Here is an 18,817-nt window from a genome sequence, read left to right as displayed (position 1 = left end):
AAGCTTTTAAATTACGATACACCTTACTTAAAGATAAATCTATATTAGAAGTTTATAATAATAGGTCAAAAAAGAACAGAGAATTTAATAATCTGTTCTTTTTTGTGTAGTATTAATTAAACATCTGTTTTATATTGATAACTCAGAGGACGTAAATGTATAATAGGTATATATGGTTGGTTAAAATTCGTAGAATTATACGAGGTAACTTAAAGCGCAATGAGAACAAAGATAAGATTTGTAGGAGAACATTATGCATGAAGTAGAGGTAAAGGGGATTTTATCTGCAAAGAATGGGATGAATATATATCGTGGTTGTACGCACGGTTGTATTTATTGCGATTCTAGGAGCAGATGTTATCAGATTAATCATGATTTTGAAGATATAGAAGTAAAAACAAATGCACCAAAGCTATTGGAGGATGCACTGCGTAGAAAACGAAAAAAATGTATGGTAGCTACGGGAGCTATGTGTGATCCATATATTCATTTAGAGGAAAGCCTTAGGAATACTAGGAAGTGTATTGAGATTATTAATACTTATGGATTTGGGCTTTCTATACAAACTAAGTCTGTAAGAATTTTAAAAGACCTAGATTTACTGAAAGATATTAATGAGAAGACAAAGTGTGTAGTTCAGATGACACTTACAACTTATGATGAAGATTTGTGTAAGATTATTGAACCCAATGTAAGTACTACAAAAGAACGGTTTGAAGTGTTAAAGGTTATGCGTGATAATGGAATTCCAACAGTAGTTTGGCTGAGTCCCATTTTGCCATTTATAAATGATACAGAAGAAAATATAAGAGGCATTCTTAAGTATTGCGTAGAGGCGAAAGTACATGGCATTATCTGTTTTGGTATGGGAGTTACTATGAGAGAGGGAAATCGGGAATATTTTTATAAGAAACTGGATGAATATTTTCCCGGTATGAAAGATAGGTATATAGAAAGGTATGGCTACTCCTATGAATTAACTAGTGCTGACAATGAGAAATTAATGAATATTGTTAGGGACGTATGTGCAGATAATGATATTTTGTTTGGTGTGGACCAATGCTTTGAATATCTTCATAAATTTGAGGATAAAAAAAGTTATGAGCAGTTGGTGCTTCCTGGACTATCAAGTGATTCTTAGACTCAGGTGGAGTTTACTTATAAGGAATACATCTCTCCATCAAAGTCTTAGAAGAACTTATCCAGGGGCGTAGCAGCCGTCATCCCCCAACTTGCAGAGGATAGGGGTGTTAGGTCTGGTAGCCATCGGATAAAGGTTTAGGAAAATTAATATTACACTTCACTTTTATTCGTGAGGTTAATTGTAATATATTTTTTAAATTGGGACATAATCATAGGAGGTACATTAGAGCGGGTAGGCATCGGATAAATAAATAAGACATTATTCATACATTTTCATTTCAATATTGACATGTTAAATAAAATATGGTATATCTGTATTAGGAGTTAGCACTCACTCTTATAGAGTGCTAATAATAGAGTGACTATTTAAGCGCTATGGTCTAAGTGATCTTAGGAAATAACTGTGTAATGTGAAAGTGTTATTAATACATTTACTATTTATTTTGAAGGCTTAAAGAGTTTCTATACTATATTTTTTACTGCGCTACATTTTTTGTTACGTGGTTTTTATTCTGAAGGGAGAGAATTACATGGAAACAAAAGAATTTAAAGCAGAATCTAAAAGACTGCTAGATCTAATGATTAATTCAATTTATACTCATAAGGAAATATTTTTAAGGGAACTTATATCTAACTCTAGTGATGCTATTGATAAAATTTATTACAGAGCATTAACAGATGATAGTCTAAGCTTTGATAAGGAAAGCTACTATGTAAAGATAGCAGCAGATAAGGAAAATAGAATATTAAAGATTACTGACACTGGTATAGGTATGACAAAGGAAGAGCTAGAAAATAACCTTGGGGTTATAGCAAAAAGTGGATCTTTAGCTTTTAAGAAGGAAAATGATTCTAAGGATGGACATGACATTATAGGTCAGTTTGGTGTTGGTTTTTATGCTGCATTTATGGTAGCTGAAACAGTTACTGTAATTAGTAAATCTTTAGATAGTGGTGAAGCTTACAAGTGGGAGTCTAAAGGAGCTGAAGGATATACCATAGAGCCTTGTACAAAGGATTCTGTTGGTACTGAAATAATATTAAAGATTAAAGAGAATACTGAAGATGAAAATTATGACGAGTACTTAGATGAATATAGATTAAAAGAAATCATTAAAAAGTATTCTGATTTTATAAGATACCCAATAAAGATGGATATAACTAATACTAAGTTAAAAGAAGGTACTGAAGATGAGTATGAAGAGTATATAGAAGAACAAACTATTAACTCAATGGTGCCAATATGGAAGAAAAATAAAAGTGAGCTTAAAGAAGAGGATTATGATAAGTTTTATGAGGAAAAGCATTACGGATATGATAAGCCTTTAAAGCATATTCATATAATTGTAGATGGAGCTGTTAGATATAACTCAATATTATTTATTCCACAAAATACTCCTTATGATTATTACACAAAGGAATATGAAAAAGGGTTAGAGCTATATTCAAGTGGAGTACTTATTATGGATAAATGCCAAGACTTATTACCAGACTACTTTAGTTTTGTAAAAGGTATGGTAGATTCAGAGGATTTATCTTTAAATATCTCAAGAGAAATGCTTCAACACGATAGACAGCTAAAACTTATTGCAAAAAACATTAAAAATAAGATTAAAAGCGAGTTAGTATCTTTATTAAAAAATGAAAGAGAAAAGTATGAAAAGTTCTATGAGTCCTTTGGTAGACAACTAAAATATGGTGTTTACAATGATTTTGGAGCAGATAAAGAAATGTTACAAGATTTACTTATGTTCTATTCTTCTAAAGAGAAAAAGCTGGTAACTTTAGATGAATATATTTCTAGAATGCCTGAAAGTCAAAAATATATATACTATGCATCAGGTGAATCTAATGAAAGAATTGAAAAGCTTCCACAAACTGAATTAGTTGCAGAAGAAGGATATGAAATATTATACTTTACAGATGATGTGGATGAATTTACAATTAGAATGCTTATGTCCTATAAAGAAAAAGAGTTTAGATCAGTTTCTAGCAATGACCTAGGTATTGAAACTAAGGAAAGCGAAAAAGAAGAAGAAAAAGCACAAAAAGAGGAGAATAAAGAACTCTTTGAATATATGACAAAAGCATTATCTGGAAAGATAAAAGAGGTAAGAGCATCTAAAAGATTAAAACATCATCCAGTATGTTTCTCTAATGATGGTGAAATATCTATAGAGATGGAAAAAATATTAAATTCCATGCCAAATAATCAAGAAATAAAGGCAGATAAGATACTAGAGATTAATACTAATCATGATGTATTTAAGGCTTTAAAGAGTGCTTTTGAAGGGGATAAAGAAAAATTAGATTTATATACTAATTTACTATATACTCAAGCACTATTAATTGAAGGATTACCAATTAATGACCCAGTAGAATTTACAAATGATATATGTAAGATAATGAAATAAATAAAAGGTAAGGGGCTTCCTATGTTTTGGGGGTCTCTTATTTTTTTGATTTAAACTACAAAATGTAATAAGTTTTGATAAGAATGATAATATAATAGTGGGAAACAAATTATAAGATAATATAAAAAGTATTAGATCATATAAAGGGAGGTAGTTATAATAGGGCTTTTCCAGTAACCCATTCAGAATTAACTGAAATGCAAAATACAGATGCTTTAATAGAGGCGGAAGCTGCAATACTTCAATGTATGGCAGATTTATTTTGTAATACTCTTGTTCCAGACCTTAAAGATGAAGAAGACATTGATAAAAAGCTTAGATTATTTAAAGATATAATGTGCGGATATACAGCAAAAGAAAATTCAATAGCTGCTGTAGTTAGAGCTTCTGCTAAAAAAAGAGCAGCTGATTTAGGTATCGATCCAAGAGAATTATGTGACTGTAATTCTAAAAAAAAGTTGCTAAAATTAGTTTATAAGATATAGATATTAGTGGAGCTTACTTTATGATGTTAACACTAACATCATAAGTAGGCTTCATATAATAAAATTAGGGAGGGCTTTGATTTTGAGTATTCCATATAGAATGAATAGTTGTAATGCAGAAAGCTATGCTATTGAAATTTTAAAAGCAGAGGCTAAAATTGCTACCTGTTTAAGTAATTTACTATGTGACGAATTTGTAGCTAAGATACATGAAGTGGAAAAGGTATGTAATGATCTAATACAAATAGAAATAATGGATTTATGATAAGAAAAGATGGTACAATTATAGCACATAGTGATAAAGATTTAGTATGAATATGTATAACGTAGAAGTGAACAAATTTAAAGTTTAATTTGCATTAGGAGTGACATAAATTATGATAAAAGATTTAACTAAGGGGTCTACATCTAAGGTAATAGTAGCATTTTCTATTCCTATGATCCTTGGTAATTTATTTCAACAACTTTATAATATTGTAGATTCTATTATTGTAGGTAAATTTATTGGAACAAATGCATTAGCAGCAGTAGGCTCATCTTTTGCTGTTATGGTATTCATTACATCCATTTTATTAGGATTATGTATGGGTACCTCTGTAGTATTTGCTCAATTTTTTGGAGCAAAAAATATTAAAGATTTAAAAACAACTATGTCCACATCTTTTATCTTTATTGGGATAATATCCTTAGTAATTAGCATATTATCAATAGTTTTTGTGGATAACATTTTGATATTTATGAATATACCAGAAGAGTTATGTAAAGATACAAGAAAGTATTTGATTATTATCTTTAGTGGAATATTTTTTACATTCTTATATAACTGGGCATCTGGACTTTTGAGGTCCCTTGGTAATTCTAAAGCACCACTTTATTTTCTTATAGTAGCTGCAGTTATAAATATAGCATTAGACCTTATATTTGTGATTTACTTTGATATGGGTGTTAGTGGGGCTGCTCTAGCAACAATCATATCACAAGCCTTGTCAGCTATTTTATGTATCATTTATTGTATAAAGAATCTAGGATTTTTAAAGTTTAAGATTAATGAAATCAAATTTAGTAAAGAGATATTTAAATTAACGGCAAGCTATTCATTACTTACTTCCATGCAACAATCTATTATGAATTTTGGTATTTTGATGATACAGGGTTTAGTAAATTCTTTTGGAGCGACTACCATGGCGGCTTTTGCTGCAGCAGTAAAGATTGATTCTTTTGCATATATGCCTGTCCAAGATTTTAGTAACGCATTTTCTACCTATGTGGCTCAAAATAAAGGTGCTGGAGAGAATAAAAGAATTAAAAGTGGCATTAAATTTTCTATAATCCTTATTACTGTGTTTTGCTTATTTATTACAATAGTGGTTAAAGTATTTGCAGATAAGCTAATGCTTATTTTTGTTAATTCATCAGAGATACAGGTTATAGCTATTGGTGTAACCTATTTAAGAATTGTATCGCTTTTTTATTGTTTTATTGGATATTTATTTATGTTCTATGGATTATATCGTGGACTTGGTCATGTGAAAGTGTCCATAGTGCTTTCAGTTATTTCTCTAGGAATTAGAGTTGTACTTGCCTATATTTTAGCACCTATAGTTGGACTTAAAGGTATATGGTGGGCAATTCCTATAGGATGGATTATAGCAGACACCATAGGAGGAATTCATTATTTTAAATCAAAGGTTGTGGTATAAATGGATTGAACTGGATGCACCTCTGAGGTGATCCCTTTTTATGGGAGCACCTCAGAGGTGCATCCATAAAATGGTGTTTAATATATTGCTTCACATCCAGATAATAGAATGCTATTTAATATTTTAGAAGAAGGCTCAATATCAGTGATAATAGCTTCTATATTTTCAAAGGAATCAAGCTTATAAAAGTTTGAGTGATTGAACTTACTACTGTCACATAAGAGTATGGTGCTTTTTGAATTTCTAATCATATGCTGCTTTACTAAAGCTTGCGTTTGACTAGCTTCATAGGCACCATTTTCATCTAGACCTCTGCAAGAAATTATAGAAAGATCTGCTTTGAAATTATCAATAAAGTTGCTTGTAAATTCTCCTACTATAGAGGTTGATCTAGTTTTTAGCTGTCCACCTGCTATGAAGGTGGTAATTGAATCTAGTTGAACTAATTCTAAGGCTGTCTTAACTCCATTAGTTACAACGGTTATATTATTATAATTTTTAAGAAGGTGGCAGATGCTTCCTACAGTACTGCTTGAATCTAAAAACAATGCATATCCATCAGAAATAAAATCTAAGGCAAGATTACATATGTAATTTTTCTCCTGTTGATTTTCAAGTTCTCTAAACATATGAGAATATTCTATGTTGAAATTTGGAACTAAAGAAGCTCCTCCGTGAAACCTTTTAATGAGGCCCGCCTTCTCAAGTTCTATTAAGTCTCGTCTTATAGTTGCTACGCTGCAATATAATTTTTCGCAAAGATAGCTTGTAGATACTTGCTTTTTTACCTTTAGTATATTAAGTATTTCCTCAGATCTCTCTTTTGAAAACATATTAACACTCTCCTTAAAGCTAAAGATGAATAAATTAATTAGTGGTGAATTGGAGGAGCGTAGATGTTAAAAAATGTTCTTGCTTTTGACTTAGGTGCTTCTAGTGGTCGAGGCATATTAGGTTCCTTTGATGGAAATAAGATTAAGCTTAAAGAAATTCATAGATTTGAAAATACACCTATTATTAAAGGTGAGAGGATGTATTGGGATTTAGAAAAACTATTTAGTGAAATTAAAAAGGCTATGAAGATGGGTGAAGCTGAAGGTGGATATGACAGCATTGGAATCGATACTTGGGGAGTGGATTATGGTCTTATAGACAAGAATGGAAATTTATTAGGAAATCCTGTCCATTATAGAGATACAAGAACTATAGGAATTATAAATAGTGTATCTCAAGATATAACAATGGATAAGCTATATACATTAACCGGAAACCAAATCATGGAGATAAACACCTTGTTTCAACTTTACTATGAGTATTCAAAAGAAGAGAAAATTATTGACAATGCAACAACTATTCTTATGATGCCAGACCTATTTAACTATCTTTTAACTGGGATAAGAAAATCGGAGAATACAATAACATCAACAACTCAAATATTTGATCCTTATAATAAGAAATGGAATCAATATATTATAAATAAGCTTGGATTTAATAAGGATATATTCCCTGAAATTATTTCATCAGGAACAGAAATTGGTACTATTAAAGATGAATTAATAGAGGAACTTCAGATAAATATAAAAACTGTAATTGCTGTTTGTGGGCATGATACAGCAAGTGCCGTTGTGGCTGTGCCTTCTAAAAAGCCCTTTATATTTATATCTTGTGGAACTTGGTCTCTTTTGGGAACTGAACTAAAAGAACCTTTAATAAATGAAAAGTCCATGAAGTATAATATTACAAATGAAACTGGAGTGGATGGTACCACAACGTTTCTAAAAAATATAAGAGGACTTTCGCTTATACAAGAGACAAAGAGGTATTTTGAAAGAAAAGGTAAAAGTTACAGCTATAGTGATATTGAAAAAATTGCTTATGAGGCTGATGAATTCACCTGCTTTATAGATGTTGACTCAGATGAATTTCAACTATCGGGTGATATACCGCTAAAAGTTCAAAATTATGCAAAGAGTACAGGTCAGTACATACCTAAAACTCATGGAGAAATATTTAGGTGTATTTATGAAAGTCTTGCATTTAAATATAGATATACCTATGAACAAATAAGTGAATGTATAAAAGAAGAGTATAAATTGATACACATGGTGGGTGGTGGAATTAAGTCAAAATTATTATGTCAAATGACGGCGGAAGCCTTAGGACTTGAAGTAATTGCAGGACCAATTGAGGCAACAGCTATAGGCAACATAGTAGTTCAATTAATTGCACAAGGTGAAATTAAAAACCTTCAAGAAGGAAGAAATATAGTCAGAGAATCCTTTGAAATAGATAAATATATTCCATGTAAAAGTAAGATTTGGAATGATAACTATATTAAATATAAAAGTATAATTGAAAAGGTAGAAGATAAGTTATAGGAGGAGATAATATGAGTTATCCTAAAATAGGGATAAGGCCTACTATTGATGGACGCTGGGGAGGTGTAAGAGAGGGGCTGGAAGATCAAACGATGAACATGGCTAAAGCTGCAGCAAAGTTTTTAGAAGAAAACTTGTTGTATCCAGATGGAACTAAGTTAGAGTGCGTGATTTCAGATACCACCATTGGAGGATCTTACGAAGCCTCAAAGTGTGCTGAAAAATTTTCAACTGAAAACGTTTGTGCAACTTTGACTGTAACACCTTGTTGGTGTTATGGAAGTGAAACTATGGATTTAGATCCACTCACTATAAAGGCTGTATGGGGATTCAATGGAACAGAAAGACCGGGGGCTGTTTATTTAGCAGCTGTAATGGCAGCATACGCACAAAAGGGACTACCAGCATTCTCTATATACGGTAAGGATGTACAAGATTTAGATGATACAAAAATACCAGAAGACGTTAAAGAAAAAATATTAAGATTTGGGAAATGTGCTATAGCAGTAGGCGTTATGAAAAATAAATCATATGTTAATTTAGGTTCAGTAGCAATGGGAATAATGGGATCTTTCTGTGATCCAGAATTTTTTCAAAAGTATCTTGGAATAAGAGCTGAATGGGTAGACATGACTGAGATATTAAGAAGAATAAATAATGAAATTTATGATAATGAGGAATATGAAGTAGCAATTAAGTGGGTGCAGGAAAATTGTAAAGAAGGTTATGAGCTAAATACAGAGGACAAAAGACATTCAACTGAAAAGAAAAAAGAAGAGTGGGAGTTTGTAGTTAAAATGACTTTAGTCTGTAAAGATATCATGATAGGCAATCCAAGGTTAAAAGAATTAGGCTTTTTTGAAGAAGATATGGGACGAAATGCTATTTTAGGAGGATTTCAAGGTCAAAGAATGTGGACAGACTGGCTACCTAATGGAGATTTTACAGAAGCTATTTTAAACTCATCCTTTGATTGGAATGGTAAAAAAGAGCCGACTACATTAGCTACAGAAATAGAAAGTGCTGATTTTAGGGCTTGTAAGGCTTATGGACCATTATACAAATAAATATACACCTACAATGTTATTAAAAATAAAGTAGATACATTTTTTAAATGAAAAATAAAAAAAGATAGAGGGAAAAAAATGAAAAAGGTATTAGCATTATTACTTGCAGCGTCACTTAGTATTGGAATAGTCGGGTGTGGAAGCAAAGGAACAAGCACTGGTAAAGAAGATGGAGATAAAGTAGAAATAAGGCTTCTAACTAGAATGGCAGGTACATCTAATCAGGTAAAGATATATAAAGATATTATAAAAGATTTTGAAGCTAAGCATCCAGATGTAACTGTGGTGGATGAATCTCAAGGAGAAGAATCATCATTTAACAATAAATTAAAAACCGATTTAGCATCAGGGACACTTCCAAATATATTCAGAATTCAAGGGGTAGCTAACCTTGGAGACTATATTAAAGGTGGATTGTTAATGGATATGGACCCAATTTTAAAAGAAGATCCAAAATGGGGAGAAGGATTTACTAAGGGAGCTCTTAGTTACTATCAAGTTCAGGGGTATGAGGGTACTTATGGAATTCCTATGGAGTCGGGACTTGTTGGAGTGTATTACAATGAAAAGCTGTTTAAAGAAGCAGGTATAGAAAAGTTTCCAGAAACTTGGACAGAATTTAAAGTAGCCATAAAAAAATTAAGTGATAACAAAGTTACACCAATTGCACTTGGAGCTAAAACTACCTACATGGCAGGGCACCTTCATGATCAGATATTTTATAAATGGATGGGCACAGAAGCAGCAAAAAAATTGGGCACTAGGGATGCAAAATGGACAGATCCAGAAGTAGTTAAAACATTGGGATTTGTAAAAGAATTAAATGATATGAAAGCTTTTGGTGAAGATTCTGCTGGTATTAGCGATGATATAGTTTTAACAGAATTTCTTCAAGGAAAATCTGCTATGATTATTACTGGACCTTGGAACTTAGGTAAATTTACAAATCCAAGTGAAACTGAATATACTGAATCTATAAAAGTAGCTAAATTCCCTTATTTTGAAGAAAAACCTGAATTTAAAAATGATGATATGCAAATATTAAGTCCCTATATGGTTAATGGGAAGCTTGAAGGTAAAGAAAAGGAATATACAGTTGAATTACTAAAAATGTTAACTTCAGCTGAGGCTGCAAAAACATTTGCAGAAGAATCACAATTTCTTATTCCAAGAAATGATATAGAAATTGATAAATCAAAAGTTTCCTCATTGTTTTTAGATAATATGAATTTAGGTGCAACTTCTACAGGAATAGCAGTAGATGTATTTGATTTTGACCCACTTCCATCTATGCAAGATAGAACTAGAAATTCAATCGTAAGTATGTTTATCGGAAAGACACCAGAGGAAGCAGCAAAAGAAATACAAGCTGAAATAGACAAGTCAAAATAAGGTAAGGCTAAATAAATATGAATAAATCAGTTATAAAGGTTCCAAGGATTTATCCTTGGAACCACCTTTAAAAAGGGGGATATTAATTTGATTAAGTTAAAAAACAAAAAAGATAAATCTAAAGTAATACTTTTTTTAGTGCCAGCGTTATTAATTTACATAGTGTTTCTTATATTACCTATGTTTGGAGCCATATACTTTTCGACTGCTGATTGGAAAGGAATTATGGGCACACCTATAAACTTTGTAGGACTTAAAAACTACATTTCAGTATTTAAAGACCCAGCATTTATGTTGTCTTTAAAAAACATGACTAAGATGGTATTTTTCAGTGTGCTTTTCCATACACCAATAGCACTCCTATTAGCTGTTGCTATAAATACCAAATGTAGAGGATACAGATTTTTCAAGGTAATGTACTTTATACCGACTATATTTCCATTAACAGCAGTAGGATTATTGTGGTATTTTATATTTATGCCAAATGGTTCTTTAAATAAAATTCTAGAACTTATGGGATTTATGAATCTTGCAAAAGGATGGCTTATAAACCCAGCAACTGCAATGAATACTATAATATTTGTAAACATATGGGCTGGTATTGGATATTATATGGTTATATTGATGGCAGGTCTTACAACTATACCAGAAGAGGTTTATGAAGCGGCATCTATTGATGGGGCAACCTCTTTTAAAAAGTTCTTTCATATAACTATTCCAATGCTTAAACCAATTTTAAGTATGTGTATACTTATGGATATAATAGGGTCAATAAAAGTATTCGATCTTATTTTTGTAATGACTGAGGGCGGGCCTAATGGACTTACAAATCTTCCAACTACACTTATGTATTATCAAGCATTTAGATATGATAATTATGGAATTGGTAGCGCAATAGGGGTAATTATACTTGTGATTGCTTTAATTTTAACCATAGGAAGCAATTTTATTATGGATAAAAGAAAACAATATGAGGAGGGTAAATAATGAAAAGAGAAAAGTATAATCCAAATAAAAGGATAAATAATAAAATAGGGTTATATGCATTTCTAGGGATAATGTCCCTAGTATTTATATGCCCAATGTTGTTTACTATAATTTCATCTTTAAAACAAAATAATGAAATATTTAGCAATCCATTTAGCTTACCTAAAGTTTTTAGATATGAAAACTATATAGTAGCATGGAAAGAAGCTAATATGAGTAAATATTTTTTAAATAGTATTATGATCTCGTTAGCTACAGTTATAATTCTTGCTATTGTAGCATCTATGGCTGCATATGTACTTGCTAGATTTGATTTTAAGGTAAATAAATATATATCAATATTCTTTTTGTTAGGTATGATGATACCAATGCATACAATACTTGTTCCTGTTTCCTATTTAATTGGGAGACTAGGACTTAAAAATAATTTAGTAGCACTTGTACTGTTATATGTGGCCTTCTCACTTCCTTTTAGCATATTTGTATTAACAAACTTTATGAAGGGAATTAATTTATCACTAGAAGAGGCGGCAATTATAGATGGTGCAGGATATTTTCAAATATACACTAGAATTATATTGCCGTTATCAGTACCAGCAATATCTACCATATCAATATTTAATTTTCTAGGAGCTTGGAACAATATACTGTTCCCATTATTATTTATAAATGATGATAGATTAAAGCCTATTTCATTAGGGCTTTTAAATTTTAGTGGTGAGAGGGGATCTGAATATGGACCCTTAATGGCAGCTATAGTAATTACAGTTGTAGTACCACTTATCATATACTTATTATTCCAAGAAAAAGTTGAAGGTGGACTAGCAGCAGGAGCTGTAAAAGAATAAATTATAGGAGGATTTTCATATGAATGAATTAAGGTATAGACAAGTCCATTTAGATTTTCATAGCAGTGAATATATAGAAGATGTGGCTAAGGATTTTAAAAAAGAGGAGTTTGTAGCTACTTTAAAAAAGGCAAACGTAAATTCGATTACTTGTTTTGCAAGATGTCATCATGGGTGGTTATATTACCCTTCTAAAAATACACCGGAGCTTATACATCCGAATTTAACTAATCATAATTTATTATTAGAGCAAATTGAAGCTTGTCATAAAAATGATATTAAAGTGCCTATTTATACAACTGTTCAGTGGGATGGATATATTGCAAGAACACATAAAGAGTGGCTAGCTATAGATGAAAATGGTGAGTTTATTAATAGCCAAGGAGTTGAAGAGCCACATTTTTATTATACTATTTGTTTAAATAGTGACTATAGACAATACTTTAAAAGCCACCTTCAAGATATTATAGATGTTGTAGGTGTAGAGAATATAGATGGATTTTTTATGGATATACTTTTTAAAGTAGATTGTAATTGTAAACGTTGTGTAGAAAAGATGGAAGCTTTAGGTTTTGATTCAAAGGTTAAGGATAGTAGAATTGAGTATTCTATAGTGATGTTAGATGAATTTAAAAAGGAAATCACTGAATTTATAAATTCTAGAGCTCCAAAGGCAAGTATATTTTATAATAGCTCTCATATAGGACCAAATTCTAAAAAGTCCTTAGATGAATATACTCATTTAGAATTAGAATCTTTGCCTAGTGGTGGTTGGGGCTATGATCATTTTCCAGCAACGGTTAGGTATGCTAGAAATTTAGGGAAAGACATAATAGGTATGACAGGAAAGTTTCACACTTATTGGGGAGACTTTCATTCTCTAAAAAATAAGGCAGCGTTAGAATTTGAGTGTTTTAATATGCTGGCATTAGGGGCTGGATGTTCTATAGGAGATCAGCTTCATCCTAGTGGAAAGATGTCTAAAGCAGCTTATGATTTAATAGGTTCTGTTTATGAAAAGGTAAAAGAAAAGGAAGATTATTGCATAGGTGCAAAGCCAGTATCAGAAATAGCAGTACTAACCCCTGAAGAATTTTACTCTTTTAAAGATCATGACCTTGGCATTCCAAATGCTTTAATAGGAACAGTAAGGATGCTTCAAGAATTATCCTATCAATTTGAGATTATAGATAGTAAATTTGATTTTGAAAAATATAAACTTATTATATTGCCAGATGATATAAAGTTTATGTCTACACTAGAGTCAAAGCTTTTAGAATATATTAAAAATGGTGGTAAAGTAATTGGAACTAATAAGTCTTTAATAGATGATAAAAATAAAGATAGTAGTCTATATGGAATTTCTTATGAAGGTGAGTCAGAGTATTATAGAGATTTTATTTTACCTAATGATGTTATAGGAAAAGATTTATATAAAGAAGAATATGTTATGTATTTAAGAGGAGCTAAAACTAAGGTTAATGACGCAAAAGTTTTAATGAATTCTATAGAACCTTATTTTAATAGAGAGGGTAAGACCTTTTGCTCACATCAACATACCCCCTCTTCAGGAAAAATTGGATATCCAGCAGCTACTAGAAAAGGAAATGTCATATATTTTGCACATCCTATATTTAAGATATATCGAAAAAATTGTGCTAGATGGTGCAAGTCAATTATAAAAGATGCTATAGAAATGCTTTTAGATCACAAGCTTGTTAATCATAACGGACCCTCTACAGTTATTACAGCTATAAATAGACAAGCAGACTATAATAGAGACATACTTCATGTCCTACACTATATAACAGAGAAACGTTCAGAAGATATCTATACAATAGAAGATGTTATTCCACTTTATAATTTAGAGTTTAAATTATATGTTGGAGAAAAACAGGTTAAGGCAGTAAAAATGGTACCTGAGTTAAAACCTATAGATTTCACAAACACTGATGGTTATATAATATTTAATGTAGATAAAATAGAAGGACATAATATGTTTTCAATAGAATATTAATTTATGAAGTAAGCAGAAAGATTATTAAATATCATAAACCGTTATTCCATAAATTGGCTGCACCTCTGAGGTACTCCCTTTATATGGGAGCACCTCAGAGGTGCCCCCATATAAAGGGAACTATTAAAATTAACTAGGAGTGATTTTATGATAAGTGTAGATAAACTTAAAAAATGTGATTTTAAGATTGTATTTGTTTATGAAGATGAAAGTATAAATACAAATAGAAACTTAAATGATTTGCCAGAAAAAGTTAATAAGGTTTTTTATAAAAAGTATAAGACAAGCATTCCTTTTATTGAAGAAGGGGGCGTTTCATTATTATATGTAGGCCTTGGTGAAAAATCAAAATTTAGTTTTAATAAGATTAAAGATATTGTGGCGTACAGTATAAAACAGATTAAAAAATATGAGGTAGAAGATATTGCTATAGATATTTCTATGTTTTTAAAAGAGTATGACGTTAGATGTATAACAGAGGTGGTACTTGGCATAAACTTAGGGCTTTATGAGTTAAAGAATTATAAAACATCAAAAAAACAAGAAAAATATAATATATTCATTCAAGGTTATGAAGGCTACAATGAGGAAAAAATAGTAGAAGAAATAAGACTTGGAACTAATATTTCTGATGGAGTTATGCTTGCAAGAGATTTAGTTAATACACCGGCAAATATGTTAACTCCTATAATTATGGCTGAAACAATAGCATCAATTCATGAAGATACAGCAGTGGATGTAGAAGTTTTCGATGAGAATTACATTAAAGATATTGGTATGGAGGCTTTTTATACAGTTGGGAAAAGCAGTGGAAATCCTCCAAGACTTATTGTACTTAGATATTTAGCTGATCCTAGTAGCAAGGATATTACTGCACTTGTAGGTAAAGGAGTCACCTGTGATACTGGAGGATATTGCTTAAAACCTTCTAATTCTATGGAAGGTATAAAGGGAGATATGGCCGGTGGGGCTGCAGTTGCAGGAGCTATATATTCTTTAGCAAAAAACAATGTAAAGGCTAATGTAGTTGGAGTTATACCAGCATCGGAGAATAGAATTTCAAGAGAAAGCTTTATCCCAGGGGATGTAATAGGTTCAATGTCAGGGAAAACCATTGAAGTTTTAAATACAGATGCGGAAGGGCGTCTTATTTTAGCGGATGCTGTAACCTATGCCATTCAAAAGGAAGGTGCCTCTAAGATTATAGACATAGCAACATTAACAGGATCTGTGGGTAATGCCCTAGGGTTTAGTACAGCAGGAGTTTTGACAAATAATGATAAGTTTTTCAAGGAATTTAAAGAAGCCTACAATAAATCAGGCGAACAATATTGGAGATTTCCTATATGTGATGAACATCGTGATATGATAAAAAGTAACATAGCAGACATTAAAAACATGGGTAAAAGCTATTGTGGAACCATAACAGCAGGACTTTTTATTGAAGAGTTTGTGGAAAATATGCCTTGGATACATTTAGATATTGCTGGTACTGCCTGGGTAGATACTCCACTTTATGAATACCAATCCAAAGGGGCTACAGGGGCTGGGTTAACATCTATGTATTATTTATTTTTGGAAAAGGAGTAGATGTATATGGTATATACAAATGAGGTTCAAGAATATGCAAACTCTAAGTTTTGTGACATGTTAGAAATATGTGGCGAAAAAAAAGAAGATATACTTTATAAAATCTCATTATGCAATGAAGAGGAGCGGTTTTTGATTAAATATTTATATGCTTCTATGAATGTACATGATATTTTCAGTTATGATTTCGAACTTTTTTATGAGTATGTTAAACATGCAATATTTTTAAGAGAGACTTGTACTTGGACATATAAAATACCTGAAGATATATTTTTAAATTATGTGGTTCATTATCGTGTAAACAATGAAGAAATAGAAGACTGTAGAAAGACATTTTACGACATGCTAAATTATAAATTGACAAATAAAAGCATGGAGGAAGCAATTTTAGAAGTTAACTATTGGTGTGCAGAGAAGGTAACATACAAGTCTACAGATGAAAGAACAGCATCACCACTAACCTTGTTAAAATGTGGATATGGAAGATGTGGAGAAGAGTCAACATTTACAGTTACAGCTCTTCGTAGTGTAGGAATTCCAGCAAGGCAGATATATACTCCAAGGTGGGCCCATTGTGATGATAACCATGCCTGGGTGGAAGTGTGGTGTGATGGAGAATGGCATTATCTTGGAGCTTGTGAGCCAGAAAAGGTTCTAGACAAAGGATGGTTTACATCAGCAGCTTCTAGGGCTATGATAATTCATAGTAGAATATTTTCTGGATATTTTAAAGATGAGGATGTAATTTCAAACAATAAGGTAGTAACTACTATAAATAATATTAGAAGTTATGCCAGGTCAAAGAAAATCACTGTTAAAGTACTAAACTTTAGAAATAAGCCCATAAAGGATGCAAAAGTAACATTTCAAATACTAAATTATTCTGAATTTGCAAATATAGCTATATTAAATACGGATGAAAGTGGAAAAGTATGCATAAATATAGGACTTGGAACTGTGGTAATTCATGTAGTAAAAGATAAAAAGTTCATGTACAAAGTAGTAAATACAAAAGATTTAGATGAAATAACTTTTAATATTAATGAATTTGTTTATAGTGAAGAAGAAATGGATACAATAAAAACCAACAAAGAAATCTTAAACAAAACAAATGAAAATATAAATGAAGAATACATAAATTTAGAAAATAGAAATAAAATAAGTAATGGACAGGATATAGATATAATTCCCCCAAGTGATAAAAAGGCTGTATATGCGCATATAACTAAGGATGAGGAACTTCAACATAAGGAAAGGGTAACAAAATGTAATACCATAAGAGAAGAAAAATATACAAAGACCACAAAAAATATTTTAAAATCAATAGATAATATAGAAAAATATAATTCTAAGATGAAAGAAATATTATTGGATTCCATGGAAAATTATAATGAAATTTTAGAATTCTTGCGCTGGAGTTATAATAGCCACAAATTTGAAGAAGCTATAAGTTTATTAAGCTGCCTTAAGAAAAAAGATTATATAGATAGTAAAGCTAATATTTTAACTGGGCATATTAATAATGTAGTTGAATTTACTGGAGATTATCCAAAAGAAATATATTTTAGCTATGTACTTTGTCCTAGAATATATTTAGAATCCATAACTAATTACAGAGAGTTTATAATAAAGTATTTTAATAATAATTTAAAAGAAAGTTTTGTAAAAAAACCTATAGAAATATGGAATTATGTAAAACAAGATATAAAAGAGCTTAAAGAATATGAATACGAAGAACTATATACTACACCAGTAGCTTTGCTTAATGCGGGGATTGGAAGCTTAATGTCAAAGAAAATTTTGTTTGTTGCAATATGTAGAAGTATAGGAATACCTGCCAGAATAAATGAAATTGATTTAGCCATAGAATATTATGACAACGGATTTATAAAAGTAGAAGATAAGGCTAAATTAATTACACAAGAGGTTATAATTAATAATGTTAGTCAATCAGAATTAAAATACTTTCAAAACCTATCTATAGCCACATTAAAAAATGGAGTTTATAAAACCCTTAATTTAGATCAGAATATAAAAGGTAATGACAATATTAATATAAATTTAAATTCAGGTGATTATAGAATATTAACTTCAAACAGGCTTCCTAATGGGGGTGTATTTGTGAAAAAGTATACTTTTAACCTTAGAGCTGAAGAAACTAAGGTTATAGATATAAACCTTAGAGATATAAAAATATCAGATATGATGGAAAATTATGAAATTGATGATTTAAGTATTAAAGATAAAAATGATAATATAGTTAATCTTCATCAATTAGTAAAGGATAAGAAGTGCATTATTATTTGGATAGAAGAAGGCATGGAACCAACAGAGCATATATTAAATGAAATGATAAATAACTATAAAGATTTTAATGATATAAAAGCTAACATTATATTTATCTTAAAAGATATTAAGGCTCTTAAAAATAAAACTTTAGAAAAGGTTTATGAACTAATACCAAATATTAAAACTTATTTTGATAATTCTAAAGAGAATATAAATAATATTGCTAGAAGAATGTATCTAGATCCGGATAAACTTCCATTGATACTTATAGCTGAGGGCTTAAAAACTGTGCAACACTCAAAAGAGTATATAAATGGAATTTATGCCACCAGTGGATATAATGTAGGTACAGCAGAACTTATTATTAAAATCATACAAGGCAACTAAGGTAAAGTTTAAAGTTAGAAGTGAATATTATGTGGTGTTATATTTAAATTATTTAAAAAATAGGTATCAGTGAACATTATATTCATCTTTCACTTAAAGATTTATATGGATAATCATATA

Annotated in this window: 13 protein-coding genes and 1 pseudogene; 13 read left to right on the top strand and 1 reads right to left on the bottom strand. The window is 30.7% G+C overall.

What is annotated here, in order from left to right:
• Nucleotides 1-253: 253 nt before the first annotated feature.
• The 5 genes from BD821_RS07305 to BD821_RS07285 all read left to right on the top strand — a co-directional run bounded on the left by BD821_RS07305 (nucleotide 254) and on the right by BD821_RS07285 (nucleotide 5,742).
• The gene (locus BD821_RS07305; RefSeq protein WP_104409904.1) at nucleotides 254-1,141 is read left to right on the top strand and encodes an SPL family radical SAM protein; all 888 of its coding nucleotides are present in this window, start codon (nucleotides 254-256) and stop codon (nucleotides 1,139-1,141) included.
• Between the two features lie 532 nt (nucleotides 1,142-1,673).
• Nucleotides 1,674-3,557, top strand: coding sequence for a molecular chaperone HtpG (gene htpG / locus BD821_RS07300; RefSeq protein ID WP_104409903.1), 1,884 nt, complete (start codon nucleotides 1,674-1,676; stop codon nucleotides 3,555-3,557).
• Between the two features lie 197 nt (nucleotides 3,558-3,754).
• On the top strand, nucleotides 3,755-4,042 hold the full coding sequence (locus BD821_RS07295) for a hypothetical protein (RefSeq protein ID WP_104409902.1): 288 nt from the start codon (nucleotides 3,755-3,757) through the stop codon (nucleotides 4,040-4,042).
• An 82-nt stretch (nucleotides 4,043-4,124) separates the two neighbouring features.
• Entirely contained in the window at nucleotides 4,125-4,307 is a 183-nt protein-coding gene (locus BD821_RS07290; RefSeq protein ID WP_104409901.1) for a hypothetical protein, read from the top strand.
• Nucleotides 4,308-4,419: 112 nt separating this feature from the next.
• Nucleotides 4,420-5,742, top strand: a complete 1,323-nt coding sequence (locus BD821_RS07285; protein ID WP_104409900.1) for an MATE family efflux transporter — start codon at nucleotides 4,420-4,422, stop codon at nucleotides 5,740-5,742.
• Nucleotides 5,743-5,819: 77 nt separating this feature from the next.
• Here the strand turns inward: BD821_RS07285 and BD821_RS07280 are convergent, their stop codons facing one another.
• Complete coding sequence (locus tag BD821_RS07280; protein ID WP_029451212.1) at nucleotides 5,820-6,575, bottom strand: DeoR/GlpR family DNA-binding transcription regulator; 756 nt, start codon at nucleotides 6,573-6,575, stop codon at nucleotides 5,820-5,822.
• 63 nt (nucleotides 6,576-6,638) lie between these two features.
• Here BD821_RS07280 and BD821_RS07275 point away from each other — a divergent pair, with 63 nt between their 5' ends.
• From BD821_RS07275 to BD821_RS07240, 8 genes and pseudogenes are all read left to right on the top strand, one after another.
• Entirely contained in the window at nucleotides 6,639-8,120 is a 1,482-nt protein-coding gene (locus BD821_RS07275; RefSeq protein WP_104409899.1) for a rhamnulokinase, read from the top strand.
• Nucleotides 8,121-8,131: 11 nt separating this feature from the next.
• A pseudogene (fucI, locus tag BD821_RS07270) lies at nucleotides 8,132-9,133 on the top strand (L-fucose isomerase); the annotation flags it as partial.
• 132 nt (nucleotides 9,134-9,265) lie between these two features.
• Nucleotides 9,266-10,579, top strand: a complete 1,314-nt coding sequence (locus BD821_RS07265; protein ID WP_104409897.1) for an ABC transporter substrate-binding protein — start codon at nucleotides 9,266-9,268, stop codon at nucleotides 10,577-10,579.
• Nucleotides 10,580-10,666: 87 nt separating this feature from the next.
• The gene (locus BD821_RS07260; RefSeq protein ID WP_029451206.1) at nucleotides 10,667-11,566 is read left to right on the top strand and encodes a carbohydrate ABC transporter permease; all 900 of its coding nucleotides are present in this window, start codon (nucleotides 10,667-10,669) and stop codon (nucleotides 11,564-11,566) included.
• Nucleotides 11,566-12,414, top strand: coding sequence for a carbohydrate ABC transporter permease (locus BD821_RS07255; protein ID WP_029451205.1), 849 nt, complete (start codon nucleotides 11,566-11,568; stop codon nucleotides 12,412-12,414). Before BD821_RS07260 ends, BD821_RS07255 begins: the two co-directional genes overlap by 1 nt.
• A 19-nt stretch (nucleotides 12,415-12,433) precedes the next feature.
• Nucleotides 12,434-14,431 (top strand): beta-galactosidase, encoded by a 1,998-nt coding sequence (locus tag BD821_RS07250; protein ID WP_104409896.1) that lies wholly within the window; start codon nucleotides 12,434-12,436, stop codon nucleotides 14,429-14,431.
• Between the two features lie 147 nt (nucleotides 14,432-14,578).
• Nucleotides 14,579-16,021 (top strand): leucyl aminopeptidase, encoded by a 1,443-nt coding sequence (locus tag BD821_RS07245; protein ID WP_104409895.1) that lies wholly within the window; start codon nucleotides 14,579-14,581, stop codon nucleotides 16,019-16,021.
• A gap of 6 nt (nucleotides 16,022-16,027) precedes the next feature.
• Nucleotides 16,028-18,697 (top strand): transglutaminase domain-containing protein, encoded by a 2,670-nt coding sequence (locus BD821_RS07240; RefSeq protein ID WP_169994052.1) that lies wholly within the window; start codon nucleotides 16,028-16,030, stop codon nucleotides 18,695-18,697.
• The last annotated feature ends 120 nt before the right edge of the window (nucleotides 18,698-18,817 follow it).

Source organism: Clostridium algidicarnis DSM 15099, assembly GCF_002934235.1.
GTDB classification, from domain to species: Bacteria; Bacillota; Clostridia; order Clostridiales; family Clostridiaceae; genus Clostridium_L; species Clostridium_L algidicarnis.
The sequence above is the reverse complement of the archived record's forward strand: the minus strand, read 5'-3'. Positions and strand labels throughout refer to the sequence as shown.

Excerpts from the sequence above, each read along its gene's own strand:
- BD821_RS07305 (WP_104409904.1), top strand. The coding sequence starts at position 254 with ATGCATGAAGTAGAGGTAAAGGGGATTTTATCTGCAAAGAATGGGATG.
- htpG (WP_104409903.1), top strand. The coding sequence starts at position 1,674 with ATGGAAACAAAAGAATTTAAAGCAGAATCTAAAAGACTGCTAGATCTA.
- BD821_RS07295 (WP_104409902.1), top strand. The coding sequence starts at position 3,755 with ATGCAAAATACAGATGCTTTAATAGAGGCGGAAGCTGCAATACTTCAA.
- BD821_RS07285 (WP_104409900.1), top strand. The coding sequence starts at position 4,420 with ATGATAAAAGATTTAACTAAGGGGTCTACATCTAAGGTAATAGTAGCA.
- BD821_RS07280 (WP_029451212.1), bottom strand. The coding sequence starts at position 6,575 with ATGTTTTCAAAAGAGAGATCTGAGGAAATACTTAATATACTAAAGGTA.
- BD821_RS07275 (WP_104409899.1), top strand. The coding sequence starts at position 6,639 with ATGTTAAAAAATGTTCTTGCTTTTGACTTAGGTGCTTCTAGTGGTCGA.
- BD821_RS07265 (WP_104409897.1), top strand. The coding sequence starts at position 9,266 with ATGAAAAAGGTATTAGCATTATTACTTGCAGCGTCACTTAGTATTGGA.
- BD821_RS07255 (WP_029451205.1), top strand. The coding sequence starts at position 11,566 with ATGAAAAGAGAAAAGTATAATCCAAATAAAAGGATAAATAATAAAATA.
- BD821_RS07250 (WP_104409896.1), top strand. The coding sequence starts at position 12,434 with ATGAATGAATTAAGGTATAGACAAGTCCATTTAGATTTTCATAGCAGT.
- BD821_RS07245 (WP_104409895.1), top strand. The coding sequence starts at position 14,579 with ATGATAAGTGTAGATAAACTTAAAAAATGTGATTTTAAGATTGTATTT.
- BD821_RS07240 (WP_169994052.1), top strand. The coding sequence starts at position 16,028 with ATGGTATATACAAATGAGGTTCAAGAATATGCAAACTCTAAGTTTTGT.